The sequence below is a fragment of the Aliiroseovarius sp. D2-2 genome (assembly GCF_055809455.1).
On sequence record NZ_CM147913.1, the window covers coordinates 3086104 to 3107670 of the forward strand.

Below are 21567 nucleotides of genomic sequence, written 5' to 3' on the forward strand. Positions count from 1 at the left end.
CTGTGCTTCCTTTGGCCTGCCCTAACGGGTTGATTATGGTTTACGCGTTATATCCCGGTGCCGCTGCACCGACGCCACGTCACTGTCAGCCTCAAGCGCAAGCATGATGGCATGTAAATGTTCGACATCCCTAAGCTGAACATCGACGATCAGAAGATAGAAATCCGGTTTTCGATCCTCGAATCTTAGATCCGAGATATTGGCCTTTTGTTCACCAATCAAGGTGCAGATACGCCCCAATACACCCGCGTCGTTCGAGATCGTCAATTCGATGCTAACGACATGGATCGCCGGGTGCTTGCCCGAATGCCAATGCAAATCCACCCATCGCGAACTGTCGTCATCAAGCTCGGCCAGTGCATCACAGTCGATCGTGTGCACCATCACCCCCCGACCGCGATAGGATATCCCTACAATCCGTTCGCCCGGTACAGGCTGGCAACATTGAGCAGGCGCAAAATCTTGTCCGGCGGCCAGACCAACCACTGCGACTTCACCATCGATCTCGTCGCCTTCTTGATTAGCCTCGGGATAAAGAATGCCTACAACATCACGCGCCTGAAGTTCAGCTGACCCAAGTCGGGCCAAAAGTTCATCCGTATCATTCAGCCGTAGTTGCTTGGCGGCTGTGGAAAGTGCCTTGTCACTGACCTTACGCCCAACATGTTCAAACGCGAGGCGAGCAAGTTCGTGACCCAAGCGGACATAGCGTTCGCGGTCGTCACTGCGCAGCTTCTTCCGGATCGCGGCCTTGGCACGGCCGGTCACAACGATGTCGATCCATGTCGCCTGCGGGCTTTGACCTTCTGCGGTCATAATCTCGACCGACTGGCCGTTCTTAACGCGGGTCCACAGCGGCACACGAATCCCATCGACCTTGGCGCCGACACAGCTGTCACCAATCCGCGTGTGGATGGCGTAAGCAAAGTCCAAAGGCGTGGCACCACGTGGCAGTTTGACCACCTCACCTTTCGGGGTGAAACAGAACACTTGGTCTTGGTACATCTCAAGCTTCACATGCTCGAGGAATTCATCGTGATCGTCGGCAGCCTCGAACCGTTCGGTAAGGGATGATATCCACTTGGCGGGATCAACGGCAAAAGGATTTTCTACCCTGATCCCATCGCGATAGGACCAATGTGCCGCCACACCGGTTTCCGCCACCTCATGCATCTCGCGTGTGCGGATCTGAACCTCGACCCGCTTGCCATCACGGCCAGACACCGTTGTGTGGATCGAACGGTAGCCGTTGGATTTCGGCTGACTGATGTAGTCCTTGAAACGGCCTGGAACAGCGCGCCACCGTTGATGGATCGCACCGAGTACACGATAGCAATCTGCGTTGGTTTCGGTGATCACGCGGAACCCATAGGTATCAGACAGACGCGAAAAGCTTTGTCCTTTTTCCTCCATCTTACGCCAGATGGAGTAGGGCTTTTTGGCACGCCCAAACGCCGTCGCTTCGATACCTGCCTTGTCGAGCTCAAGCCGGATGTCGCCGGTGATCTTTTCGATCACATCGCCGCTTTCCTTCTGAAGACGAAGAAAACGACGCATGATCGAACTGCGACCTTCGGTGTTCAGCACATGGAAAGCCAGATCCTCTAGCTCTTCCCGCATCCACTGCATCCCCATGCGACCAGCAAGCGGGGCGTAGATATCCATCGTCTCGCGCGATTTCTGCACTTGTTTGTCAGGGCGCATTGCCTTGATCGTACGCATGTTGTGCAAACGGTCGGCGAGCTTCACCAAAATAACGCGCATGTCTTTGGACATGGCCATGAACAGCTTTCGGAAGTTCTCGGCCTGCTTTGTTTCGGACGAACTAAGCTGAAGATTGGTCAGCTTGGTGACACCGTCGACCAGCTCGGCAATCTCTTTGCCAAACAGTTCATTGACTTCGCTATAGGTGGATCCAGTATCTTCAATCGTGTCGTGCAAAAACGCTGTGACGATCGTTGCGTCGTCCAGCTGCATGTCCGCCAGAATCTCGGCCACCGCAAAGGGGTGCATGTAGTAGGGGTCACCGGAATGGCGATACTGCCCAAAATGCATTTGGCCGCCATATTCATAGGCGGCCATAAGCAGGTCCGAATTGGACTTTGGATTGTAGGCCGAAATGCGTTCGATCAGACCGTCGATATCGAGATCAACAAGCTCGTCTTTCCAGCTCGTCACTCGTGACGCCCCCGTTCGCTTTCGTTTAGCCCTGACCCTGCGCTTCCATCAGCGCACGCAGAAGCTTCTCTTCCGACATATCATCGTCTGCCGGCTTGTCAGAAGATTCAGCACCCATAAGCAACGCCATGCTGTCTTCTTCGGGTTCATCCACCTCGATCTGAGTCTGGTGGTCTTCGATCATGCGTTCGCGCAGCTCGTCCGCCGTCTGGGTTTCGTCTGCGATTTCACGCAGCGCCACTACGGGGTTCTTATCATTGTCGCGATCAACTGAGATCTCAGCACCTGCCGAGATTTCACGCGCGCGATGCGACGCAAGCATCACCAGATCAAACCGGTTCGGTACTTTGTCTACGCAATCTTCAACCGTCACACGGGCCATGTCAGCTCTATTCCTTGCAAGGGGATGTGAAACGTCTATCTAAGACTCTGAAAACGCAATGACAAGCACAAACGCCCGGTTTCAGACCAATTCAAAGGGCGAAACCTCACTTTTTAATGTCTCGGGAAGCGCATCTGCCATCTCTTTGATGGTTTGATCCAAAACAGGATGCCGCCAGTCTGGATAAACATCAGCCAGGGGAATCAGCGCGAAAGCCCGATCCTGAAGACGCGGGTGGGGCAAAATCAATTGCTCTGGCGCCTGCTTCATCTGCTCTTCAAGCGGCAGGTTTTGCCAGTGCAGAAATGTATCACGCTCTGGTAGGACAAGATCATCATAAGCGATAAGATCGATATCCAATGTTCGTTGTGCCCACCGAGACGGTCTTTCTCGCCCAAACTCATCTTCAATTTCGTGCAGCTTCGCGAGTAGAATTTCCGCTGTGATTTCCACCTCTAATAGCGCGGCTACATTGATAAAATCGGGCCCAGCGCCTGCCGGAAAGCAAGCTGTGCTATAATATCTACTATTGGAGGTGATTCTTAGGCCTCGGCCTGAAAAACTATTTAAGGCATCGCGTACAAGACACGCAGAATCTGATAGCGCAAACGTTACGTTACTTCCTAGAAGAACCAACGCTTTTGTATAGGTTTTTTTAAGATTTTTTGCTTGCGGCACCGCGCGTGTTCCCTAGATTGCGAAAGGTGTTTGCTTCGTTAAGTGATTTCTATCCTACCACTCACGGAATTGCTCGGCGAAGAGAATTAGAAAGGATAATTAATGTTCTATCGCGACGAGCGACTTGCGCTTTTTATCGACGGATCCAACCTTTACGCGGCTGCCAAGTCGCTGGGGTTTGATATCGATTATAAGCTGCTTCGCCAAGAATTTATGCGGCGTGGCAAACTGTTACGCGCATTCTACTATACCGCCTTGCTGGAGAATGACGAATACTCACCCATTCGCCCGCTGGTGGACTGGTTGCACTATAATGGCTTCTCAATGGTGACGAAGCCGGCCAAGGAATACACAGATTCCATGGGGCGACGCAAAGTCAAAGGCAACATGGACATCGAACTGGCCGTGGATGCGCTTGAGCTGGCTGATCACATTGATCATGCGGTCCTGTTTTCAGGCGACGGCGATTTCCGTCCACTTGCGGCCGCACTTCAGCGGAAAGGTGTACGCGTTTCAGTCGTCTCCACCATTCGCAGCCAACCGCCAATGATTGCAGACGAACTGCGTCGCCAAGCCGATAATTTCATCGAGCTTGACGAGCTAAAGGATGTAATCGGTCGTCCACCACGTGAGTTTGATAACACCGAAGACCAAGACTGATAACGATCAGGCCGAAGTAACCGCTTCGGCCTGCTTCCTTTCTGGTGTTGCTCTGGACGCCCGGATCGAAAACCCTTACCTCTGACGCTGATCGGAGGACGTCATGACCAAACCCGCCCTGACATTGTATCTTGCAGCACCAAACGGCTTTTGTGCTGGTGTCGATCGCGCCATCAAGATTGTCGAAATGGCGATCGATAAATGGGGCGCGCCCATCTATGTCCGCCACGAGATTGTGCACAATAAGTTTGTCGTTGACGGGTTGCGCGCAAAGGGTGCGATTTTTGTCGAAGAGCTGACCGAATGCCCCGATGACCGTCCGGTCATCTTCTCGGCGCATGGGGTCGCAAAATCGGTTCCCGCCGAAGCATCGCGCCGCGAGATGGTCTTCGTTGACGCAACCTGCCCGCTTGTCTCAAAAGTCCATATCGAGGCTGAGCGTCACCATGATAATGGCTTGCAGATGGTGATGATCGGCCATGAAGGTCACCCCGAAACCGTCGGCACCATGGGCCAGCTTCCCGATGGCGAAGTCCTATTGGTCGAAACCGCCGAGGATGTCGCCACATTGAAGCCGCGCGATCCCGACCAGCTGGCCTATATTACACAAACCACCTTGTCGGTAGATGACACGGCTGGGATCGTTGCTGCTCTGCGCGACCGCTTCCCGGCCATTGTCGGCCCTCATAAGGAAGACATCTGTTATGCGACCACCAACCGCCAACATGCGGTTAAAGCGATTGCGCCAAAATCCGATGCGCTTTTGGTGATCGGTGCGCCTAACAGTTCGAACTCGCGCCGATTGGTGGAAGTTGCCCGCGCCAATGGCTGCGACTATTCGATGCTTGTTCAACGCGCCACGGAAATTGATTGGCGTTCGCTGGAAGGGATCCGCACCGTCGGATTGACGGCCGGCGCTTCGGCCCCTCAGCTGCTTGTGGATGAAGTCATCGACGCGTTTAAAGACCGCTATGTCGTGACCGTTGAATTGGTCGAAACCGCGCAGGAAAACATCGAATTTAAGGTGCCCCGCGTGCTGCGTGAGACATCAGGTGCAGCATGATATCGGCCGGATTGGAAACACTCGGGCTGCGTTTGGCAGCTGACCGCACATGAGCCGTTTAGACGCCGAAACCATCGCAGTGTACGACACCCAAGCGAAAGAATACGTCGCGCGGCGTGGAAACCGTATTGAGCCGGGACTAACCGCATTCACGTCTAAACTACGCCAAGGCGGGCATGTCCTTGATCTTGGCTGTGGTCCCGGTGACGCTTCGGTCCATTTCCTGAAGTCCGGGTTCACCGTTGATGCGGTGGATGCCAGCGCGTCCATGGTTGCAATCACGCGCGAGCTGGGTGTCAGCGCACGCCAAGCCACGTTTGACCAGATCGACCAGACAGATGCCTTTGACGGGATTTGGGCCAGCTATTCACTTCTGCACGCCCCACGCGGCGATATGTCCGGACATTTGGCCCGTTTGCGAACAGCCCTAAAGCCGGAAGGCAAGCTGCATATTGGGTTGAAACTGGGAAGCGGAGAATCCCGCGACCCTCTGGGGCGGCATTACACTTACTACGCGCTTGACGAGCTGATCGGTTTGCTGGAAACCGCTGGCTTCACCCCCGAGATTTGGGAAACTGAAGATGGAGTCGGCCTTGATGGCGTGGCCTATCAGGGAATTTGGATGCACGCGAATGGCTGAGTTTTATGCGTATACGGACGGGGCGTGCTCGGGCAACCCCGGCCCCGGAGGCTGGGGTACTTTGCTGCAAGCAAAGGAAGGCGATACCGTCGTAAAAGAGCGCGAGCTGAAAGGCGGCGAGGCCTTAACAACCAACAATCAGATGGAGTTGATGGCCGCGATCAGTGCGCTTGAAACCCTTGGCAAACCCTGCGCGATCACCGTGATCACCGACAGTCAGTATGTGAAGAACGGTGTGACCGGGTGGATCCATGGCTGGAAAAAGAACGGCTGGCGGACCGCCGCCAAGAAACCTGTAAAAAATGCAGAGCTATGGCAACGCCTCGATGAAGCGCAATCCCGCCATCACGTCACTTGGGAATGGGTGAAAGGGCATGCCGGTCATCCGGAAAACGAACGCGCGGACGAGCTGGCGCGTGCAGGGATGGCCCCTTTCAAGGATTAAAGCTGCTTCATCTTAAAACTGCAGCCACAATCCCATTCCAAGCTCGCTTTCTTCGATGCCCTGCAAACCGCGCGTGTATTGCAGGGTCAGATGGCGGTTCGGTTTAAGCTCCCACGCAATCGACGGAATGGCTTTCACAAAAGTCGTATCGGGCGTCATCATCACATCCAAACCCAGCATCGTCAGTAAGCGATCATGTGGCTTCAATCCCAGCACACCATAGCCGCCGTAATCGGTTTCCATGCCTTGTGTTGAAACGCTTGCGTAAACCTCAAGATCCGCCCAGCCGGTGCCAAAAGGCGTGTTGAACCCGTAACCAAGATGCACCCCTGGCTCTATTCGCGGATCTTCAACAGGGCCAGACAAGGTCAGGCTCACCGCCTTTTTCAGTTGCTTGTCATCATCCGGGAAATGCCATCTGGCCGACAGCTCGTACCCAGTCGCTTCCTGCACAGCAAAGTCATAGGTGATCTTGCCCGCGACCGTGATGTTGTGGCGCAGCCCATATTCAACATAGGCCGTCCCAACAGGATAATCTTGTAGCCGATCCGTTTCTTGTGCCGTCATCGCTGACACGAACACCTCGCCTTTCTCACGAGGCCATGCCCCGGCCATAGTTTGAATGGGGGTCACGCCCAAAAAGAGAACGAAGAAGATGATCCATCGTATCCGCATGCTGCCGATTGTGCGGAATGAAGGTTAACCGTGTCTTAACCGCGCCTGGAAAAACGCTGCCACAGCCAAATGACAAGGATGGCGCCCAACACGGCACCAATAGCTCCAAACGCAAAGCTGCCGATGGCTAGAAGGAACCGCATCAGCAATCCGCTGATCAATGCCCCACCAACACCAATGGCGATGGTAGTGGGAACGTCGGTACGTACATCCATGATGCGCGTGGCAAGAAAACCCGCAGCGGCACCAATTATGATCAATAAAACGAAAGGCATGGCATAAGTATGGGGTCAGACCAGCTAAATTGAAAGGGTCAACTGACCTGATCAGGCATCTCAAATCCACGCAGAAAGTCTTCGGCATCCATGGCGCGTTTACCGGGACGCTGCGCGCGCAACACCTCGACCGCACCGTCGCCGCAGGCAATGGTCAGTCCAGACAGCACCTGCCCCGGCACACCGGCCCCTTTTGCCAAACGCGAGGAAAGAAGTTTCACCTGCTCGCCAGCGATGAGGCACTTCGCACCGGGAAAGGGCGACAATCCACGAATATGGCGATCGACCTCAACCGCTGGGCGTGACCAATCAATCTGCGCCTCGGCCTTGTCGATTTTGTGGGCATAGGTGACCCCATCTTCCGATTGCACCTCGGAAGTCAGCTCCGGCAATCGGGCCAATGCATCGACAATCATGCGCGCACCCATTGCAGACAAGCGGTCATGCAAAAGCGCCGTCGTTTCATCTGCAGAAATCTTTGTGGCTTCCCGCAACAAGACGGGACCAGTATCCAGCCCAGCCTCCATCTGCATAATGCAAATCCCGGTCTCTGCATCCCCAGCCATGATCGCACGATGGATAGGGGCCGCCCCACGCCAGCGCGGCAAAAGCGATGCGTGGATGTTCAGACACCCATATTGCGGAGCATCCAGAACAGTTTGGGGTAGGATCAATCCATAGGCCACCACCACCGTGGCATCCGATTTCAGATCAGCAAACTCTTTTTGTTCTTCGGCACCCTTTAGGGAAACGGGATGGCGGACCTCTAACCCCAGTTCCAGCGCACGCGCATGCACTGGCCCGGGTCGATCTTTCTTGCCGCGACCAGCGGGACGCGGAGGTTGGCAATAAACAGCGGCAATATCATGTCCAGCCTCGACCAATGCTTCTAGTACCGGAACCGAAAAATCGGGCGAGCCCATGAACACAAGTCTCATCGGTTTAGCTTCCTTGACTTCTTCACCAGCATTTCGCGCTTTGGCCGCGACAGGTGGTCAACGAAGACCTTGCCATTCAGGTGATCAATCTGGTGCTGCACCGAAGTCGCCCAGATGTTCACCAAATCACGCTCTTCAACGTCGCCCTGTTCGTTCAGAAAACGCACAGTGACAGCGCGGGGGCGTTCGATAACAGCCGACACACCCGGCAGGTTCGGGCTGGCCTCTTGATGCTCTCGCATTTGGGTGGAGGCATGCAATATCTCGGGGTTCGCCATACGGATGGCCTGACCCCGTTCATCAGAGGCATCCACAACGCAAAGGCGCTGCATAATCCCAAGCTGCGGGGCCGCCAGACCAACGCCGGGCATAGAGTCCATAGCCGTGATCATCTCGCCCCAAATGGCGCGAGTGTCATCTGTCACGGCCTCGATCGGTTCGGCAGCGGTGCGCAGGCACTTGTGCGGATATTTCACATAAGGACGGTGGGTCACGGCCGCGCAAGCTCGCGTTTCAGCTTCTGCATTTTGCGGGTGATCATCTGACGCTTCAACGGCTTCAGATAATCAATAAACAGCTTACCATTCAGGTGATCAATCTCGTGCTGCACACAGGTGGCCCACAGCCCATCGAAGTCCTGTTCCTGAACATTCCCATCGCGATCCAGCCAGCGCACGCTCACCTCTTTCGGGCGCGTGACTTCGGCAAACTGATCCGGGATCGATAGGCATCCTTCCTCGTACACATTCAGATCGTCCGAGGACTGAATGACCTCGGGGTTGAACATGATCATGGGCTGCGGCGCTTCATTCTCGTCGCGCACGCAATCCAAAACGATCAAGCGCTTTAGAATGCCGATTTGTGGCGCGGCCAAGCCAATGCCCGGCGCGTCATACATGGTTTCCAACATGTCATCAGCCAGCGTCCGTAAGTCGTCAGACATGTCGGGCACAGCATCGGCCACCTTTTTAAGGCGCGGGTCAGGGTGAATAAGGATCGGTTTGATGGTCATGTGCAGCATGTAGGACATGCTTTGGTCTGGTGCAATGGTCCGCTTGCACCTGCGGGCAAAGCCGCTAACCTGCACGAAAGATCAGACCTTAAGGAATGCACTATGAATTTTGACGAGATCATCGAACGCCGCGGCACCCACGATTCGAAATGGGATAAGATGGAGCAGTTTTCTGGCGTATCCCCGGACGATGGTCTGGCGATGTGGATCGCCGACAGCGATTACCAAACCGCCCCCTGCATTATCGAGGCAGCACGAAAGGCCGTCGAGCATGGCGTTTTTGGCTATTCTTGGGAGCATGATGACTACAAAGAAGCGGTTGCTTGGTGGATGCGCACGCGCCACAGCTGGAACGTCGAGCCGGACTGGGTGCTGACCAGTCAGGGTCTTGGGAACGCAGTTGCGCTATCCATTCAAACCTGGAGCGAGCCCGGTGACGGAGTGGTCATCTTCACGCCCGTCTATCACGAGTTCGCGCTGAAGATTGAGAAGAACAATCGCAAAGTGGTCGAATGTCCGCTGAAGCTGGAAGACGACCGGTACGAGCTCGACCTTGAGGACGCGCAATCGCGCCTCACCGGCAACGAAAAAATTATCTTGTGGTGTTCACCGCAAAACCCATCTGGCCGTGTCTGGACCAAAGACGAATTGAAAGCCGTCGCAGCCTTCGCAGAAAGAAACGACCTACTTTTGGTCTCGGACGAAATCCATCAAGACTTGGTTTATGCTGGTAACACCTTCATTCCTACGGCGGTGGCGGCACCAGAAGCCATCCCACGGCTTGTCACGATCACCGCCGCATCAAAGACGTTTAACATTGCCGGACAACGTACTGGCAATCTGATCATTGCGGATGACGCTTTGCGCAACAAGATGCGTCAAAAGCTTTACGCGCTTGATTACGGACCCAGCATGTTGGCGGTCACAATGATTACGGCGGCCTATTCCCCGGAAGGGGCCAAATGGGTTGATGCTCAAATGGACCATCTTGCGCGCAACAAAGCGATCTTTGACGAAGGGATCAATGCGATCCCCGGCGTCAAATCTATGCCGCTTCAAGCCACCTTCTTGGCGTGGGTTGATTTCTCGGCTACAGGCATGACCCACGATCAGGTGATCGCTCGCATCCGCGATGACGCCAAGATCGCCGTCAGCCCCGGCCCGGCCTTCGGCACCGGAGGCGATGGATTCCAACGTTTCAACCTGGCCACGCAAGGCGCGCGCGTCGAAGACGCGGTTGCGCGCATGCAGCGCGCTTTCGCGGATTTGCAGTAGTTTCAAAAGGATTGTTCTGTGTGCAGCATTTCAGGTGCTGCACACGGGTTCCGCTCAGCCCTGGCCTTCGATCAATGCGACAGGTGCATTGTCTTCACGCGCATAGTCGCGTGGCACGGCGTCATGTGCCTCGGCCTTGCGCTTAAATTCGTACTTCATCTGTCCTTCTTCCTCTTCCGAGGCGATGATCAAGCACTGATAGAGATGCCGTGACCCGTCATACAGATCCACCAGCCCGCGCAGATGTGGCGCACGTTCGGCGTCCAGGGCGAATCCCGTGTCCCAGAACTTCAGCACCGGGAACATTTCTTCATTCACGTGAATGCGCAAACGGCTTTTCTTTTTAAGGTCTTTCTTGCGCGCAGCTTCCAGCCCTTCGCGCACTTCTTTCGGCAGAAATTCAAGCATCCATCCATTCCCATATCGCAGGGGATCATCATGCCACAAGAATTGTAACGGTCAAGTTAACCATCTTCTTTTGAACAGTTTCGCAGATTGTTTCAGCGGGCCTACAATGCGGCGAACGCCTCTAACGCGGCGGCACGGGCGCTGGAATGATCGACGATGGGATGGGGATAAGTCACGCCCAAGGACACCTTCGCATCCAGCAAAACCGCGTGCGGGGATTGCCATGGTGCGCCAAGATACTTGTTTGGCAGCGCGGCCAGTTCGGGCACCCAGCGGAGAATATAGTCGCCATTCGGGTCAAACTTTCCGGCCTGCATGATGGGGTTGAAGATGCGGAAATAGGGCGCGGCATCCGCCCCGCACCCGGCAACCCACTGCCAGCTTGCTGCGTTCGACGCGACATCTGCGTCCAACAGTGTGTCTTGGAACCATGCCAGCCCCGCGCGCCAGTTCACGCGCAGGTGCTTGACCAGGAACGAGGCCACGATCATGCGCACTCGGTTATGCATCGTACCCGTTACCCACAACTCGCGCATGCCCGCATCGACGATGGGATATCCGGTCAGACCTTTCTGCCATGCCTCCAGTTCCTTAGGCGCGTCGCGCCATCTGAACGAAGCGAACTTCTGCTGGAATTCGTCCGTGGGTAGGGCCGGGTTGTGAAACAGCAAATAGGCCGAGAACTCGCGCCAGCCAATTTCGGCCAGGAATTTGGCGCTATCATTTTGCCTGGCATCACCCAGCGCTTCGGCCCGTCGCAGGCTGGTCAGGATCTGGCGCGGTGTGATTTCACCCATTTGCAGATGAGGTGAGAGATTCGATACGTTTTCTGCTGTCGGGAAATCTCGACCCTGCGCATAGCCCTGCACGCGCGTCTCCAGAAAATCATCCAACCGCGCCAACGCCCCGGCCGCGCCCGGCGTCCAAAGAGGATCAAACCCAGCGGCCCAATCCGGAGCAGTGGGCAGAAACGCCCAATCGCACAAGGCGTCCGACGGCAGATCCCGCATGAATTTCACGTCTGGCACAGGCAAGGGGGCCTTGACCGTATCTAGCTGCGCCAGACACGCCCGCCAAAAGGGCGAGAATACGCGAAATGGTGTGCCCGATTTTGTCACCACCTGCCACGGTTCGAACAGATACCGGCCTGTGTGGCTTGCCGCGTAGATGCCTTTGTCTTTCAGGTGCGCTTTCAACGAGGTGTCTGCCGCGATGGCGTTCGGTGAATAGCGGCGCGACCAATGCACCGCATCTGCACCCGTTGTCTGGATGAGCTGATCCAACACATCCGGCGTCTTGCCCGCGCGCAACACAAGTTGCCCGCCCAGATCCCCGATCTGTTTCCCCAGCGCAGTCAAAGAATGATGCAGCCACCACAGCTGCGCCACACCAATTGGGTCCGCAGTATCCGGATCATTCACGAACAAGCAGATGACAGGTTTGCCATCAGATGCCGCTGCGGTCAGGGCGGGGTGATCTGACAACCGCAGATCATTGCGAAACAAAAGGATAGCGGGACGGGATGTGCTCATGAAAGCCTCGTGTTTGGGACTTAGATAATACGTCCCGCCCCCGCAGTTAGATCAAGTATTGTGGTCCTCGACCAGATCAACCCCAACCACTGGACGCAGCACATGTGGTTTTGCCGGATCATAAAGTGCTGAATCTTTGAAATCACGACCGCGATCCAATGCGGGCCCGGCAAGAATCAGCGCTGTCCGGGTGATTTTTTCGGCGCGCACTTTCTTGCGAATATCAGCCAGCGTGCCACGGATCATCATCTCGTCCGGCCAGCCAACGCGATAGGCAACCACAACGGGACAATCTTCACCGTAGTACGGGATCAAAACCCGCTCGATCTCGCGCATGTTGCGCACAGCAAGATGAATGGCCAGCGTCGCGCCCGTCTTGGCGAAGTTCTCAAGCGTTTCACCTTCGGGCATTGAAGTCGACTGCATCGACATACGCGTCAGAACGATGGATTGCGCAATTTCTGGGATGGTCAGCTCCTGCCCCAGAGCAGCGGCAGCAGCGGCGTATGCGGGTACGCCGGGGATAACCTGATAGTCGATTCCATCCGCATTCAAACGACGGATTTGTTCGGCAATCGCACCGTAAAGCGACGGGTCACCAGAATGCACACGGGCTACATCTTCGCCGCGCGCGTGGGCAGCTTTGATTTCAGCGTGGGTGTCGTCCAGCGTCATCGCAGCCGTATCCATCACCTTTGCACCCTCCGGGGCACATTCGACCACCTGTGGGGGGACCAAGGAACCCGCGTAAAGGCAGACGGGACATTCGCCAATCACACGCTGCGCCTTTAGGGTCAGAAGTTCGGGATCGCCGGGGCCTGCGCCAATAAAATAGACGGTCATGACAGGTCTCCATCAATGCGGCGGGCATAGCCGCGCGGGGTAAACATACGGGGGCCTTCGCCCAATTGGGCAAGGCGAGAATTGGACGATCCAACCAGCACAACGGTCAGCATATCGACCTCGTCCACCTGCAATTCGTCCAGACGGCGATAGCGGATGTTTTCGGTCGGACGACCTAGGTTCGATGCCAACATGACCGGCGTATCGGCGGGGCGATGTTTCAGCAGAATGTCGCGTGCCTCAGCAAGCAAAGTGCGACGCTTCATCGAGACCGGGTTGTAGAAGGCGATCACGAAATCCCCCTCGGCGGCGGCGTGAAGACGTTTCACGATGTCTTCACGGTGCGTCAGAAGATCCGACAGCGAAATAGCGCAGAAATCGTGACCCAATGGCGCACCTGCCCGGGCGGCTGCCCCTTGCAACGCGGACACACCGGGAGTGGACACCACTTCGACCCGACGCGCTGCATCGCTGACGCCTTTTTCTTCGGTGGTACGGTCCAGAAGTTCATACACCAGCGCGCCCATCGCATAGATGCCCGCGTCACCCGAACAAACCAGCGCGACGTTTTTGCCTTTGCCCGCTTGCTCCAACGCATAACGGCAACGATCTTCTTCACCACCCAGCGGGAAGTCCGAGCGGGTTTTGCCAGCGGCCAGCGGGCCAATCAGGTCGATATAGAGGCCATAGCCCACCAGCTCTTCTGCTTCTTGCAGAAGATGGCTGGCTTCGGGCGTGCGCCATGTGTGCTGACCCGGTCCGATCGAGACGATCGACAGCTTACCGCGTGACCGGCCCCGCATATCGGTGATGGGTTCCGGTGCACGGGCGATAGCACAGGTGGTGTTGGCGGTTTTCACCTTTTCGACGACCAGCTTGGCGTCAGGACCGGCGGCAGCGAGCGCTGCGCCTTCGGACACACCGTGACAGCCAACTTCCGCGAACACCACGTCCGACGGGTTTGCCAAACGAGCGGTTTCTGCTTCGAGTTCCTCTGCCGTAAACACCCGGAACGGCACACCCAAGCGCGCGGCCAGCTGGTTCATGGCGGCTTCGTCTGCCTTAAGGTCCAATGAGGTCACGCAAGCAATCGAGCCTACCGCGATATTCGCGGCCTTCAACTGCGCGGAAACGTTCTGCCACAGTTCTTCCGGGTCAGCATTACGCGCGCAGCCCACACCCAGCGCAAAGCGTTGGGGGTGATAGGCCAGGCGATTTGAGCCGGTCTCGACCGAGGCTTCGGTCACGGCCAGTTCAACGGAACCGCCTGCGTCCTCGATGTCAAAAATGTTTTCGCCAACGATGGACACACCTGCGCCGGAAAGCAGTTCGGCCATGGCTTCTTTCGCATCTTCCGGATTTGCCAAACGGTATCCCACTGGCGGCTCGTCCAATGCGACGCCCAGCGACACATCACCCGCCGTTGTAACAGCTGCCGTCGCACCGATCTCGGCTGCGATCTGACTGGCCAGACGGTTCGCCCCGCGATGCCCGCCCAAAAGCGGCACAACGACCGAGCCATCATCAGCCACAGATACGACCGGAGGTTCTGCACGTTTGTCCGCCAGAATGGGGGCCACAGCGCGGATCAGAATGCCCGCTGCGCAAACCCCAACGATAGGCGTGCCTGCCGCAAACAACATCCGCGTATGATCAAGCGCATTTGGGAAGAAAGCATCAGCTTTCCCAACGCGACCTTCCCGCCCGTGGACCTGTGCGCCCAGCAGTTTGGCGACCCGGTGGGCCAATTCTTCACCTGATTTATTCAGGCAGATGACGACGGGGCTTACAGCCATGGATCGGTTCCTTTCGCAAGCAGGATCATCGAGAAATAGGGGGCCTTTTCAGGGGCTTCAGATAGCGGCAATACGACCTCTTCGGGTAGGGACGCGCGTTCCACATAGGTGGCTTTGTCGGTCAGACCAAGGTCATCGATCACTGCGCGGATTTTCGGCAAGTGACGCCCGACTTTCATGATCGCCACCGACTCTGCGCCTTCAATACGCGACCGCATTTCGGCTTCATCCAAGGGGCCAGGCAGAACGGTCAGCCGTTCGTTGCGCGCGACCAGTGGTTTTTTCGCCCGTGCAGCCACCGTGGTGATCGACGTCACGCCGGGGATAATTTCGCAATCAAACCGGTCCGACAGGCGCGCGAAAAGATACATGAAGGACCCGTAAAAGAACGGGTCGCCTTCACACAGCACGACCACGTCATCGCCCGCAGTCAATCGCTTGGCGATCTGTGCAGCACCCGCATCATAGGCGGCCTGCGCCGGAGCGCGCTCAAGGGTCATCGGCACGGGGATGCGGATCTCATCCGCGTCTTCAGCGATCAGGTCAGCAGCAATCGAGCGGGCGAAGCTATCGCCCTTCTCTAATGCTGGATAGGCCACGACCTTCGCCGCAGCGATCAGGCGCGCGGCTTTCAGCGTCATCAGCTCGGGGTCACCCGGGCCAAGGCCGATCCCATACAGGGTTCCGTTCATCTTTTAATCAGGCTCCACTGAGTGACCGGTCGCAGTGGTTTCCAGCCGGAAAGCGATCCCAGCCCCTCGGCGCGCTCTACGGACAGTTTCACCAACTGCCCACCGTGTTTCTTGTGCAGCGCGGTCAGGCACATTTCGCTTTCGATGGTCACGGCGTTGGCGACCAAACGTCCAAGCGGACGCAGGGCAGCCCATGCGGCATCAAAGGTTTCGTCCGACAGGCCACCGCCGATGAACACAGCATCAGGGGCTTCTAACCCGTCGAGCGCAGCGGGAACCATTCCGTCCACCAGTTCAAGACGTGGCACGCCCAGCGCCAGCGCATTCGCTGCGGCCATGGCGCGCCGATCCGCGCGGGGTTCAATACCAACAGCGCGGGCATAGCGGGCACCTCGCATCCATTCGACCGCGACCGATCCACAGCCTGTGCCAATGTCCCACAAAAGCGCGCCGCGCATCGGCATCAGCTTCGCCAATGTAATCGCACGGACCTCTTGCTTGGTCATGGTGCCGTCGGATTGAAACAGCTTGTCTGCCAGCCCCGGCACACGCGGCAAAAGGGCCGCATCTGGGGCCGCGATACACTCGACAGCCAGCGTGTTGAATTCGGGCACGTCGTGGTCCCAGCTTTCCGCCAACCCGTCAAACCGCGCTTCATTCTCGCCACCCATATGAGCCAGAACAGTCATATGGGACTTTCCGAAACCACGTTCGGTCAAGAAGGCTGCGATCTGGCCGGGGGTCTCGGAACCAGTGGTCAGCACAAGCAAGCGCACGTCTGGCTGGATGAAGGCAATCATCTGCTCAACCGGGCGGCCATGCACGGTCAATGTTTCCAGATCCGCCATCGACCAGCCCATCCGGGCGGCGGCCAGTTGGAACGCGCCAACTTGGGGATGATAGACAATCTCGGACGGGTTCAGATGGCGACCGATTTTGGCACCTACCGAGAACCACAGGGGATCACCTGTCGCCAGCACCGCCACACGTTTGCCGCGCCGCGCTTCAAGCTCGGCAATCAGGCTGTCGAAGGGCGAGGGCCAGGACAGACGTTCGGCGTCACCCGCGACCATGTCATGGTGGCGACTGCCGCCAATGATGACCTCGGCGGCGTCAAGAACGGCACGGGTCGCCGGGGCAAGCCCATCGACGCCTTCTTCACCAATCCCGATAATATGTAGCCACGGCTGGCTCATGTCTTTTCCTCCGGCAATCCGGCGGCCAAGGCGTTCACGGCGGCTGACGCGATGGCCGATCCACCGCGACGGCCACGAAGGGCGACGAACTCGCAGCCGCGCGAATTGTTGGCCAGCTCTGCCTTGCTTTCGGCAGCGCCGACGAAGCCAACGGGGAAGCCAAGGATCACGGCCGGTTTCGGGCCGCCTGCGTCGATCAGTTCTAACAAGTGGAACAGCGCGGTTGGCGCATTGCCGACAGCAACGACCGCGCCCTCAAGCTTGTCCGCCCACAGCTCGACCGCCGCGGCCGAGCGCGTGTTGCCGATCTCTTTCGCAAGGCCCGGCGTGCGCGCGTCGTTCAGCGTGACGATCACCTCGTTGTCCGCGGGCAAATAGCGGCGGATGATCCCCGCGCCGACCATCTCGCAGTCGCAAAGGACCGGCGCGCCGGATTTCAACGCTGCGTGGCCGACTTCATAGGCGTTTGACGAAAAGGCCAGACGGTCTGCGACCTCGACCATACCGCAAGCATGGATCACACGCGTGGCAAGGGCCGCCATGCCACCCGGGAAGCGATCTAGCCGCGCTTCGCGGCGCAGGGTCGCGAAGCTTTCGGCGTATATCGCCATCGGGTCACGCTCATAGCGCAGAGGGGGCCGGCCCGCGTTCATTTTGACCGCGCCGATTCTGGGCCATGCGGGTGCTTCGCATGAGGGTATTCAGCGTGCACATGGTCGTGATCATGGTGGTGATGATGTCCGTGATCGTGGTCATGATCGTGCCCGTGGTCATGATGATGGTCATGATCGTGATGGTGGTGATGCCCCATATGAAGACGGCATTCGCCAGTGCAGAAGGTGTCACACAATTTGCAATCCGCCACGTTCGAGCCGGGCGCGGATGCCCCCTGCCCTTCCACGTGATGGTGGTGGCTTTCTTGAATAGCGCCAACCTCGTCCTCAAATCCCAGAACCTCGACGCGGTATTTACACATCACGCAAGTCGGGGGCGGCACATCGGCAAAGGCTGGATGCTTCTCGCGATCATCGACCGAGATTGTGATTTCTTCTCCGCCATCCATCGCCAGAACCTGCGTGCGATAGCCACAAGTTCCGCAATTTGGCGGACGCATATCGCCCAACTGTTCCGTCACGCGTTCTGCGAAGGTCTCCAACACTTTTGGATGGTCGCTTAGATAACCCGCCTTCACAAAATCGATGTCCGGGTTCTCGGCGGCCACCTTATCGGTGAAACCATAGATCCGATCGATCAGAATGCCGGTAAACAGGAAGTATGGGAACACGATGACGCGCTTGTAGCCCAGCCTGGTCACATGATTCAGGCAGGGCTCGACCAAGGGGAAGGTCACGCCGGAGTAGCCGACTTCCAGCCAGCCAAATCCCATACCTTCCTGCAAAAGACGGGCAACTTTGGCGACGTTGCCGTTTGCATCCGGGTCAGACGCCCCACGACCGATCACCACAAGGCAGGTTTCTTCCAGTGGGACTTCGCCTTTGTCTGCATTCGCAGCCTCGACGGCTTCTTGAATGCGCGCACCGGCGGCGGCGATCATCTTGGGATCAACGCCCAGCTCGCGCCCATAAGTCAGGTCCACGCCGTGCTTTTCCGCATAGGAATTCAGCACGGTTGGGATGTCGTTCTTGGTGTGCATCGCGGCAAACAGCATACCCGGCACGGCCAGAATACGATCACAACCCGCTTCGCGCAGGCGATCCAGCCCATCACGGATCACGGGGTTGGCAAATTCCAGATAGCCATAATCGGTCATCCAGTCGTCCGGAAAGTATGCCGGGAGTTTTTCAGCTAGGACCGCGAATTCATCAACGGCGGCCTGGCTACGCGAGCCATGCCCGCAAATCATCACACCAATTTTCGACATGGATCAGGCCTCCTGCGGCTCTTCGTCAGTCTCTTCAATCTCGGCCTCTTCGGCGCTGGCCTCATCGTCCTTGCGGCCTTTCAAAGCCGCCCAAAGTCCAATTCCCGCTGCCAGACCGATCAAGATGATCGCACCGATATGGTCATGTCCTGCGACCTCTCCGATATGGCTGGGGTGGGCGATGGCCGGGCCGGCCAATAGGCCTAGAAGAACAAGTGCAAGACGGGTCATGCGACATCCTTTCACGCAAATTGCGGGCGCAAAAAGGTTGCCTCTTTTCTTCAACGACGCTGTGTCCGATCCCCTATCTGGGTCAATCTTCAACAGCCAACCTCTCTGGCCCAATGGGCTTCGTCTGCCTCTCGTATAGAAAGCGAATGGAACAGGTGCAATGGGAAAGGCGGCACCGAAGTGCCGAATGGCGACATTAAAGCGCGTGCGACCGGATCAGCTGCCCGTGCACCCCCGAATATCCACGCCACGACCTGCGGCCAGAACTGTCAGCCGCACGTCCGCGCGATTCAGCACGAAGGGCTTACCAGATGTGGGCACCAGTTCGGCGACCGTTGTCAGAGTTTTGCCGGATCGTTCGGTCGACACGGTGTTGACCCAAAGTGACGGATCAGGGGTTTCGACCACCACCACCTCGCCCCGCCCTACACGCGGCATGTCGATCTGAGCCGTCAGTCGCAATCCATCTGCAATCGGCTCGACTTGGCAGGTGGCTTTTCGCATTCCTGCTTCGGTCGCTGTATCAGGTCGCGCCCGCAGTGCGCGCTTGATGGGACGTGCAGCGCTTTTCATTTCAACCGGCAGGGTGACAGATATCCGCGCATCCATCGGCATGCAGACATCCTTGCAAACACCCAGATTGACCTTACCCTTCAACGAGATTGGCTGACCAACCATCTCAGGGGTCAATGTCATGGGCAGCACCAGATCACCGGAATACCCAATGGTTCGCATACCGGCTGTATCGAAGACCTCGGGCACGGGCCAATGGAAGGTCACACCTGCCAGATTGCCTGATCCACGCCAATCAAGGCTTGGAGGGATGCCAGCTTCGCCCGGACTGCGCCAATAGGTTTTCCATCCATCCGCCAATCGCACGCGCAGCGCGGCCATGTGGTTGCCAGACGCATCGCGCCATCCCGGCAACACATCAATCTGCGCCACATCCTCAAGTGATACGGGTGCCCCAGACTGAGCAACAGCTGGCGTCGCCAAAGACATCACACTTAGGCAGGCAGACAGGAAGGCGTTCTTAAGTTTCATACCCGAATACATAGTGAGCAATTCCTGCATGTGAAATCACAATTACTAGATAAGTTGTGACCAGCCCTTGCAAACCACCCCTAGGCCCGCTTTTCTATTAAGTATGAACGACATCGATGACAGTGAAATGAACCTGAGCGGAAAGCTGTTGATTGCCATGCCCGGCATGGGGGATTCCAGATTCGAGAATTCCGTTGTTTTCATGTGTGCCCATTCGCCTGAAGGGGCAATGGGATTAATCGTCAACAAACCATCCGAAGATCTGTCACTTGGGGATGTGCTGAGCCAGCTTGAGATTGATGCCAGTTCGATCACCAAGGCAGGAAAAGTATTCTTTGGCGGTCCCGTTGAAGGGGGCCGGGGATTCGTTCTACATTCTGGCGAATATGACAACGACGATTCCACACTTAAGGTGGATGACGCGTTTTCGATGACGGCAACGCGCGACATTCTTGAAGCGATCGCACATGGGGAAGGTCCAGAGGACGCATTGGCGGCGCTTGGATATGCCGGATGGTCGCCGGGCCAGATCGAAGATGAAATCCAGCAAAACGCATGGCTGACCTGTGACGCTGAGAAAGCTATCGTGTTTGCTGCGGATGATAAAAACAAATGGACCGCTGCGTTGGCACAGCTGGGCATTGATCCGCTACTTCTGTCCGCTGAAGGCGGAAACGCCTGAATCCATCAGGTCCGCGGGGCAGCGGCCCGACGCAAGCGATCATTAATTGCACGCCCCAGCCCATGATCCGGAATGGGTGATACCGCAATTGGAGCATTCCCTTCAGCATCCAGCCTGTGCAGATAGCCAAACAAATTCGCTGCAGCTTCGACCAGATCGCCTGAGGGCGACAGGTTCAGATCGGCCTCGACATCACCGAAGCCTAGCATTCGTTCTTCGGGACGCGCTTCACCCGCGTTCAATCGCATACGTGCATCGGGTGCGTAGTGAGACGTCAGCTGCCCTGGCGCATTAATCGATGCACTTTCCCCGCGAATGGCGAGAGCTTGCCCAGTTGCAGTTTCCAATGCCTCGATTGGCAAGCCGCCAGGGCGCAATAGTGTAGGTGCCGGATCGAACCCTACAATCGTGCTTTCAACGCCAACCCCGCAAGGGCCGCCATCCAAAACTGCTTCGATCCTACCGAACAACCCCTCCAGAACATGCTGCGCAGTCGAGGGGCTGATCCGTCCCGACGGATTTGCGGACGGCGCTGCAACGGGAACACCCGCTGCCGCCAATAGCTTCTGCGCCAAGGGATGTTCTGGAACGCGGATCGCAACGGTTGGCAAACCAGCTGAAACCAGCGCCGACAACGGTCCATCTGGCTTAAGTGGCAGCACAAGCGTCAAAGGGCCGGGCCAAAAGGCCATGGCCAAATCGCGCGCCTCACCGTCCAGAACCGCATAGTCAGACACCGCCTCGACGGACGGCAGGTGAACAATCAACGGATTGAAATGAGGCCGGCCTTTAGCCTCAAAAATGCGCGCTACAGCGGTGTCATTAGTCGCGTCCGCACCAAGCCCGTAAACAGTCTCGGTCGGGAAGGACACAAGCGCGCCCGAACACAGCAATTCCGCCGCCCGCGCCACACCAGTCGCGTTCGCCTTTAGATGCTCGGTTTTCAGCTCGCGCTGTGTCATGACGCTGCGTTTTCCTTTGCCGCCCTACTGACCTTCGGTAAGGGATCATCACTGACCAGTTAACGGGCCAAGGCCCAG

The 21567-nt window shown here is 57.1% G+C and carries 25 protein-coding genes; 6 read left to right on the plus strand and 19 right to left on the minus strand.

Annotated elements, in window-relative coordinates; translation table 11 throughout:
• Positions 1–33: 33 nt before the first annotated feature.
• The 3 genes from AC0L6A_RS15290 to folK form a co-directional block, all read right to left on the minus strand.
• Positions 34–2142 carry a RelA/SpoT family protein gene (locus AC0L6A_RS15290; RefSeq protein WP_473293522.1) on the minus strand — a complete coding sequence of 703 codons (2109 nt, stop codon included), beginning with the start codon at positions 2140–2142 and terminating at the stop codon, positions 34–36.
• Positions 2143–2203: 61 nt separating this feature from the next.
• Positions 2204–2560: a DNA-directed RNA polymerase subunit omega gene (gene rpoZ / locus AC0L6A_RS15295; RefSeq protein ID WP_473291187.1), complete on the minus strand. Its 357-nt coding sequence runs from the start codon at positions 2558–2560 to the stop codon at positions 2204–2206.
• 81 nt (positions 2561–2641) lie between these two features.
• Positions 2642–3238: a 2-amino-4-hydroxy-6-hydroxymethyldihydropteridine diphosphokinase gene (gene folK, locus AC0L6A_RS15300; RefSeq protein WP_473291189.1), complete on the minus strand. Its 597-nt coding sequence runs from the start codon at positions 3236–3238 to the stop codon at positions 2642–2644.
• A 102-nt stretch (positions 3239–3340) separates the two neighbouring features.
• Between folK and AC0L6A_RS15305 the strand changes: the two genes are divergently transcribed.
• From AC0L6A_RS15305 to rnhA, 4 genes are all read left to right on the plus strand, one after another.
• The gene (locus AC0L6A_RS15305; protein WP_473291190.1) at positions 3341–3898 is read left to right on the plus strand and encodes a LabA-like NYN domain-containing protein; all 558 of its coding nucleotides are present in this window, start codon (positions 3341–3343) and stop codon (positions 3896–3898) included.
• 103 nt (positions 3899–4001) lie between these two features.
• Complete coding sequence (ispH, locus tag AC0L6A_RS15310; protein ID WP_473291192.1) at positions 4002–4961, plus strand: 4-hydroxy-3-methylbut-2-enyl diphosphate reductase; 960 nt, start codon at positions 4002–4004, stop codon at positions 4959–4961.
• Positions 4962–5010: 49 nt separating this feature from the next.
• Positions 5011–5601: a class I SAM-dependent DNA methyltransferase gene (locus tag AC0L6A_RS15315; protein WP_473291194.1), complete on the plus strand. Its 591-nt coding sequence runs from the start codon at positions 5011–5013 to the stop codon at positions 5599–5601.
• On the plus strand, positions 5594–6046 hold the full coding sequence (gene rnhA, locus AC0L6A_RS15320; protein WP_473291196.1) for a ribonuclease HI: 453 nt from the start codon (positions 5594–5596) through the stop codon (positions 6044–6046). Before AC0L6A_RS15315 ends, rnhA begins: the two co-directional genes overlap by 8 nt.
• A 12-nt stretch (positions 6047–6058) precedes the next feature.
• Here rnhA and AC0L6A_RS15325 read toward each other — a convergent pair whose 3' ends face one another.
• Genes AC0L6A_RS15325 through def (AC0L6A_RS15345) form a run of 5 tightly spaced genes read right to left on the minus strand, consistent with a single transcriptional unit; the run spans position 6059 to position 8946 of the window.
• Complete coding sequence (locus tag AC0L6A_RS15325) at positions 6059–6721, minus strand: hypothetical protein (RefSeq protein WP_473291197.1); 663 nt, start codon at positions 6719–6721, stop codon at positions 6059–6061.
• A gap of 35 nt (positions 6722–6756) precedes the next feature.
• Positions 6757–6996 carry a GlsB/YeaQ/YmgE family stress response membrane protein gene (locus AC0L6A_RS15330; RefSeq protein ID WP_473291199.1) on the minus strand — a complete coding sequence of 80 codons (240 nt, stop codon included), beginning with the start codon at positions 6994–6996 and terminating at the stop codon, positions 6757–6759.
• 38 nt (positions 6997–7034) lie between these two features.
• Positions 7035–7934 carry a methionyl-tRNA formyltransferase gene (fmt, locus tag AC0L6A_RS15335; RefSeq protein ID WP_473291201.1) on the minus strand — a complete coding sequence of 300 codons (900 nt, stop codon included), beginning with the start codon at positions 7932–7934 and terminating at the stop codon, positions 7035–7037.
• A complete protein-coding gene (def, locus tag AC0L6A_RS15340) occupies positions 7931–8428 on the minus strand; it encodes a peptide deformylase (protein WP_473291202.1) in 498 nt (165 codons plus the stop codon). The genes fmt and def (AC0L6A_RS15340) overlap by 4 nt, the downstream gene beginning before the upstream one ends.
• Positions 8425–8946, minus strand: coding sequence for a peptide deformylase (def, locus tag AC0L6A_RS15345; RefSeq protein WP_473291204.1), 522 nt, complete (start codon positions 8944–8946; stop codon positions 8425–8427). The genes def (AC0L6A_RS15340) and def (AC0L6A_RS15345) overlap by 4 nt, the downstream gene beginning before the upstream one ends.
• Positions 8947–9048: 102 nt before the next feature.
• Between def (AC0L6A_RS15345) and AC0L6A_RS15350 the strand changes: the two genes are divergently transcribed.
• A complete protein-coding gene (locus AC0L6A_RS15350) occupies positions 9049–10221 on the plus strand; it encodes a MalY/PatB family protein (RefSeq protein ID WP_473291205.1) in 1173 nt (390 codons plus the stop codon).
• A 54-nt stretch (positions 10222–10275) separates the two neighbouring features.
• Here the strand turns inward: AC0L6A_RS15350 and AC0L6A_RS15355 are convergent, their stop codons facing one another.
• The 10 genes from AC0L6A_RS15355 to AC0L6A_RS15400 form a co-directional block, all read right to left on the minus strand.
• Positions 10276–10629, minus strand: coding sequence for a hypothetical protein (locus tag AC0L6A_RS15355; RefSeq protein WP_473291207.1), 354 nt, complete (start codon positions 10627–10629; stop codon positions 10276–10278).
• A 101-nt stretch (positions 10630–10730) separates the two neighbouring features.
• Positions 10731–12161 carry a cryptochrome/photolyase family protein gene (locus AC0L6A_RS15360; protein ID WP_473291208.1) on the minus strand — a complete coding sequence of 477 codons (1431 nt, stop codon included), beginning with the start codon at positions 12159–12161 and terminating at the stop codon, positions 10731–10733.
• Between the two features lie 51 nt (positions 12162–12212).
• A complete protein-coding gene (cobM, locus tag AC0L6A_RS15365) occupies positions 12213–13004 on the minus strand; it encodes a precorrin-4 C(11)-methyltransferase (protein WP_473291209.1) in 792 nt (263 codons plus the stop codon).
• Positions 13001–14800 carry a precorrin-3B C(17)-methyltransferase gene (gene cobJ / locus AC0L6A_RS15370; RefSeq protein WP_473291211.1) on the minus strand — a complete coding sequence of 600 codons (1800 nt, stop codon included), beginning with the start codon at positions 14798–14800 and terminating at the stop codon, positions 13001–13003. The genes cobM and cobJ overlap by 4 nt, the downstream gene beginning before the upstream one ends.
• Complete coding sequence (gene cobI, locus AC0L6A_RS15375) at positions 14791–15492, minus strand: precorrin-2 C(20)-methyltransferase (protein WP_473291213.1); 702 nt, start codon at positions 15490–15492, stop codon at positions 14791–14793. Before cobI ends, cobJ begins: the two co-directional genes overlap by 10 nt.
• Positions 15489–16688 (minus strand): precorrin-6y C5,15-methyltransferase (decarboxylating) subunit CbiE, encoded by a 1200-nt coding sequence (gene cbiE / locus AC0L6A_RS15380; RefSeq protein WP_473291214.1) that lies wholly within the window; start codon positions 16686–16688, stop codon positions 15489–15491. Before cbiE ends, cobI begins: the two co-directional genes overlap by 4 nt.
• On the minus strand, positions 16685–17341 hold the full coding sequence (locus AC0L6A_RS15385; protein WP_473291216.1) for a precorrin-8X methylmutase: 657 nt from the start codon (positions 17339–17341) through the stop codon (positions 16685–16687). The genes cbiE and AC0L6A_RS15385 overlap by 4 nt, the downstream gene beginning before the upstream one ends.
• Positions 17338–18570: a sirohydrochlorin chelatase gene (locus AC0L6A_RS15390; RefSeq protein ID WP_473291217.1), complete on the minus strand. Its 1233-nt coding sequence runs from the start codon at positions 18568–18570 to the stop codon at positions 17338–17340. Before AC0L6A_RS15390 ends, AC0L6A_RS15385 begins: the two co-directional genes overlap by 4 nt.
• A gap of 3 nt (positions 18571–18573) precedes the next feature.
• A complete protein-coding gene (locus tag AC0L6A_RS15395) occupies positions 18574–18801 on the minus strand; it encodes a DUF6732 family protein (RefSeq protein WP_473291218.1) in 228 nt (75 codons plus the stop codon).
• 216 nt (positions 18802–19017) lie between these two features.
• A complete protein-coding gene (locus AC0L6A_RS15400; RefSeq protein ID WP_473291220.1) occupies positions 19018–19845 on the minus strand; it encodes a protein-disulfide reductase DsbD domain-containing protein in 828 nt (275 codons plus the stop codon).
• Between the two features lie 103 nt (positions 19846–19948).
• Between AC0L6A_RS15400 and AC0L6A_RS15405 the strand changes: the two genes are divergently transcribed.
• A complete protein-coding gene (locus tag AC0L6A_RS15405; protein WP_473291221.1) occupies positions 19949–20527 on the plus strand; it encodes a YqgE/AlgH family protein in 579 nt (192 codons plus the stop codon).
• Positions 20528–20532: 5 nt separating this feature from the next.
• Here the strand turns inward: AC0L6A_RS15405 and AC0L6A_RS15410 are convergent, their stop codons facing one another.
• Entirely contained in the window at positions 20533–21489 is a 957-nt protein-coding gene (locus AC0L6A_RS15410) for an L-threonylcarbamoyladenylate synthase (RefSeq protein ID WP_473291222.1), read from the minus strand.
• Positions 21490–21567 lie beyond the last annotated feature (78 nt).

Bases quoted from the DNA above. Each gene is read 5' to 3' on its own strand.
- rpoZ (WP_473291187.1), bottom strand. From the start codon at position 2,560: ATGGCCCGTGTGACGGTTGAAGATTGCGTAGACAAAGTACCGAACCGG.
- AC0L6A_RS15305 (WP_473291190.1), top strand. From the start codon at position 3,341: ATGTTCTATCGCGACGAGCGACTTGCGCTTTTTATCGACGGATCCAAC.
- ispH (WP_473291192.1), top strand. From the start codon at position 4,002: ATGACCAAACCCGCCCTGACATTGTATCTTGCAGCACCAAACGGCTTT.
- AC0L6A_RS15315 (WP_473291194.1), top strand. From the start codon at position 5,011: ATGAGCCGTTTAGACGCCGAAACCATCGCAGTGTACGACACCCAAGCG.
- rnhA (WP_473291196.1), top strand. From the start codon at position 5,594: ATGGCTGAGTTTTATGCGTATACGGACGGGGCGTGCTCGGGCAACCCC.
- AC0L6A_RS15325 (WP_473291197.1), bottom strand. From the start codon at position 6,721: ATGCGGATACGATGGATCATCTTCTTCGTTCTCTTTTTGGGCGTGACC.
- AC0L6A_RS15330 (WP_473291199.1), bottom strand. From the start codon at position 6,996: ATGCCTTTCGTTTTATTGATCATAATTGGTGCCGCTGCGGGTTTTCTT.
- fmt (WP_473291201.1), bottom strand. From the start codon at position 7,934: ATGAGACTTGTGTTCATGGGCTCGCCCGATTTTTCGGTTCCGGTACTA.
- def (WP_473291204.1), bottom strand. From the start codon at position 8,946: ATGACCATCAAACCGATCCTTATTCACCCTGACCCGCGCCTTAAAAAG.
- AC0L6A_RS15350 (WP_473291205.1), top strand. From the start codon at position 9,049: ATGAATTTTGACGAGATCATCGAACGCCGCGGCACCCACGATTCGAAA.
- AC0L6A_RS15355 (WP_473291207.1), bottom strand. From the start codon at position 10,629: ATGCTTGAATTTCTGCCGAAAGAAGTGCGCGAAGGGCTGGAAGCTGCG.
- AC0L6A_RS15360 (WP_473291208.1), bottom strand. From the start codon at position 12,161: ATGAGCACATCCCGTCCCGCTATCCTTTTGTTTCGCAATGATCTGCGG.
- cobM (WP_473291209.1), bottom strand. From the start codon at position 13,004: ATGACCGTCTATTTTATTGGCGCAGGCCCCGGCGATCCCGAACTTCTG.
- cobJ (WP_473291211.1), bottom strand. From the start codon at position 14,800: ATGGCTGTAAGCCCCGTCGTCATCTGCCTGAATAAATCAGGTGAAGAA.
- cobI (WP_473291213.1), bottom strand. From the start codon at position 15,492: ATGAACGGAACCCTGTATGGGATCGGCCTTGGCCCGGGTGACCCCGAG.
- cbiE (WP_473291214.1), bottom strand. From the start codon at position 16,688: ATGAGCCAGCCGTGGCTACATATTATCGGGATTGGTGAAGAAGGCGTC.
- AC0L6A_RS15385 (WP_473291216.1), bottom strand. From the start codon at position 17,341: ATGAACGCGGGCCGGCCCCCTCTGCGCTATGAGCGTGACCCGATGGCG.
- AC0L6A_RS15390 (WP_473291217.1), bottom strand. From the start codon at position 18,570: ATGTCGAAAATTGGTGTGATGATTTGCGGGCATGGCTCGCGTAGCCAG.
- AC0L6A_RS15395 (WP_473291218.1), bottom strand. From the start codon at position 18,801: ATGACCCGTCTTGCACTTGTTCTTCTAGGCCTATTGGCCGGCCCGGCC.
- AC0L6A_RS15400 (WP_473291220.1), bottom strand. From the start codon at position 19,845: ATGAAACTTAAGAACGCCTTCCTGTCTGCCTGCCTAAGTGTGATGTCT.
- AC0L6A_RS15405 (WP_473291221.1), top strand. From the start codon at position 19,949: ATGAACGACATCGATGACAGTGAAATGAACCTGAGCGGAAAGCTGTTG.
- AC0L6A_RS15410 (WP_473291222.1), bottom strand. From the start codon at position 21,489: ATGACACAGCGCGAGCTGAAAACCGAGCATCTAAAGGCGAACGCGACT.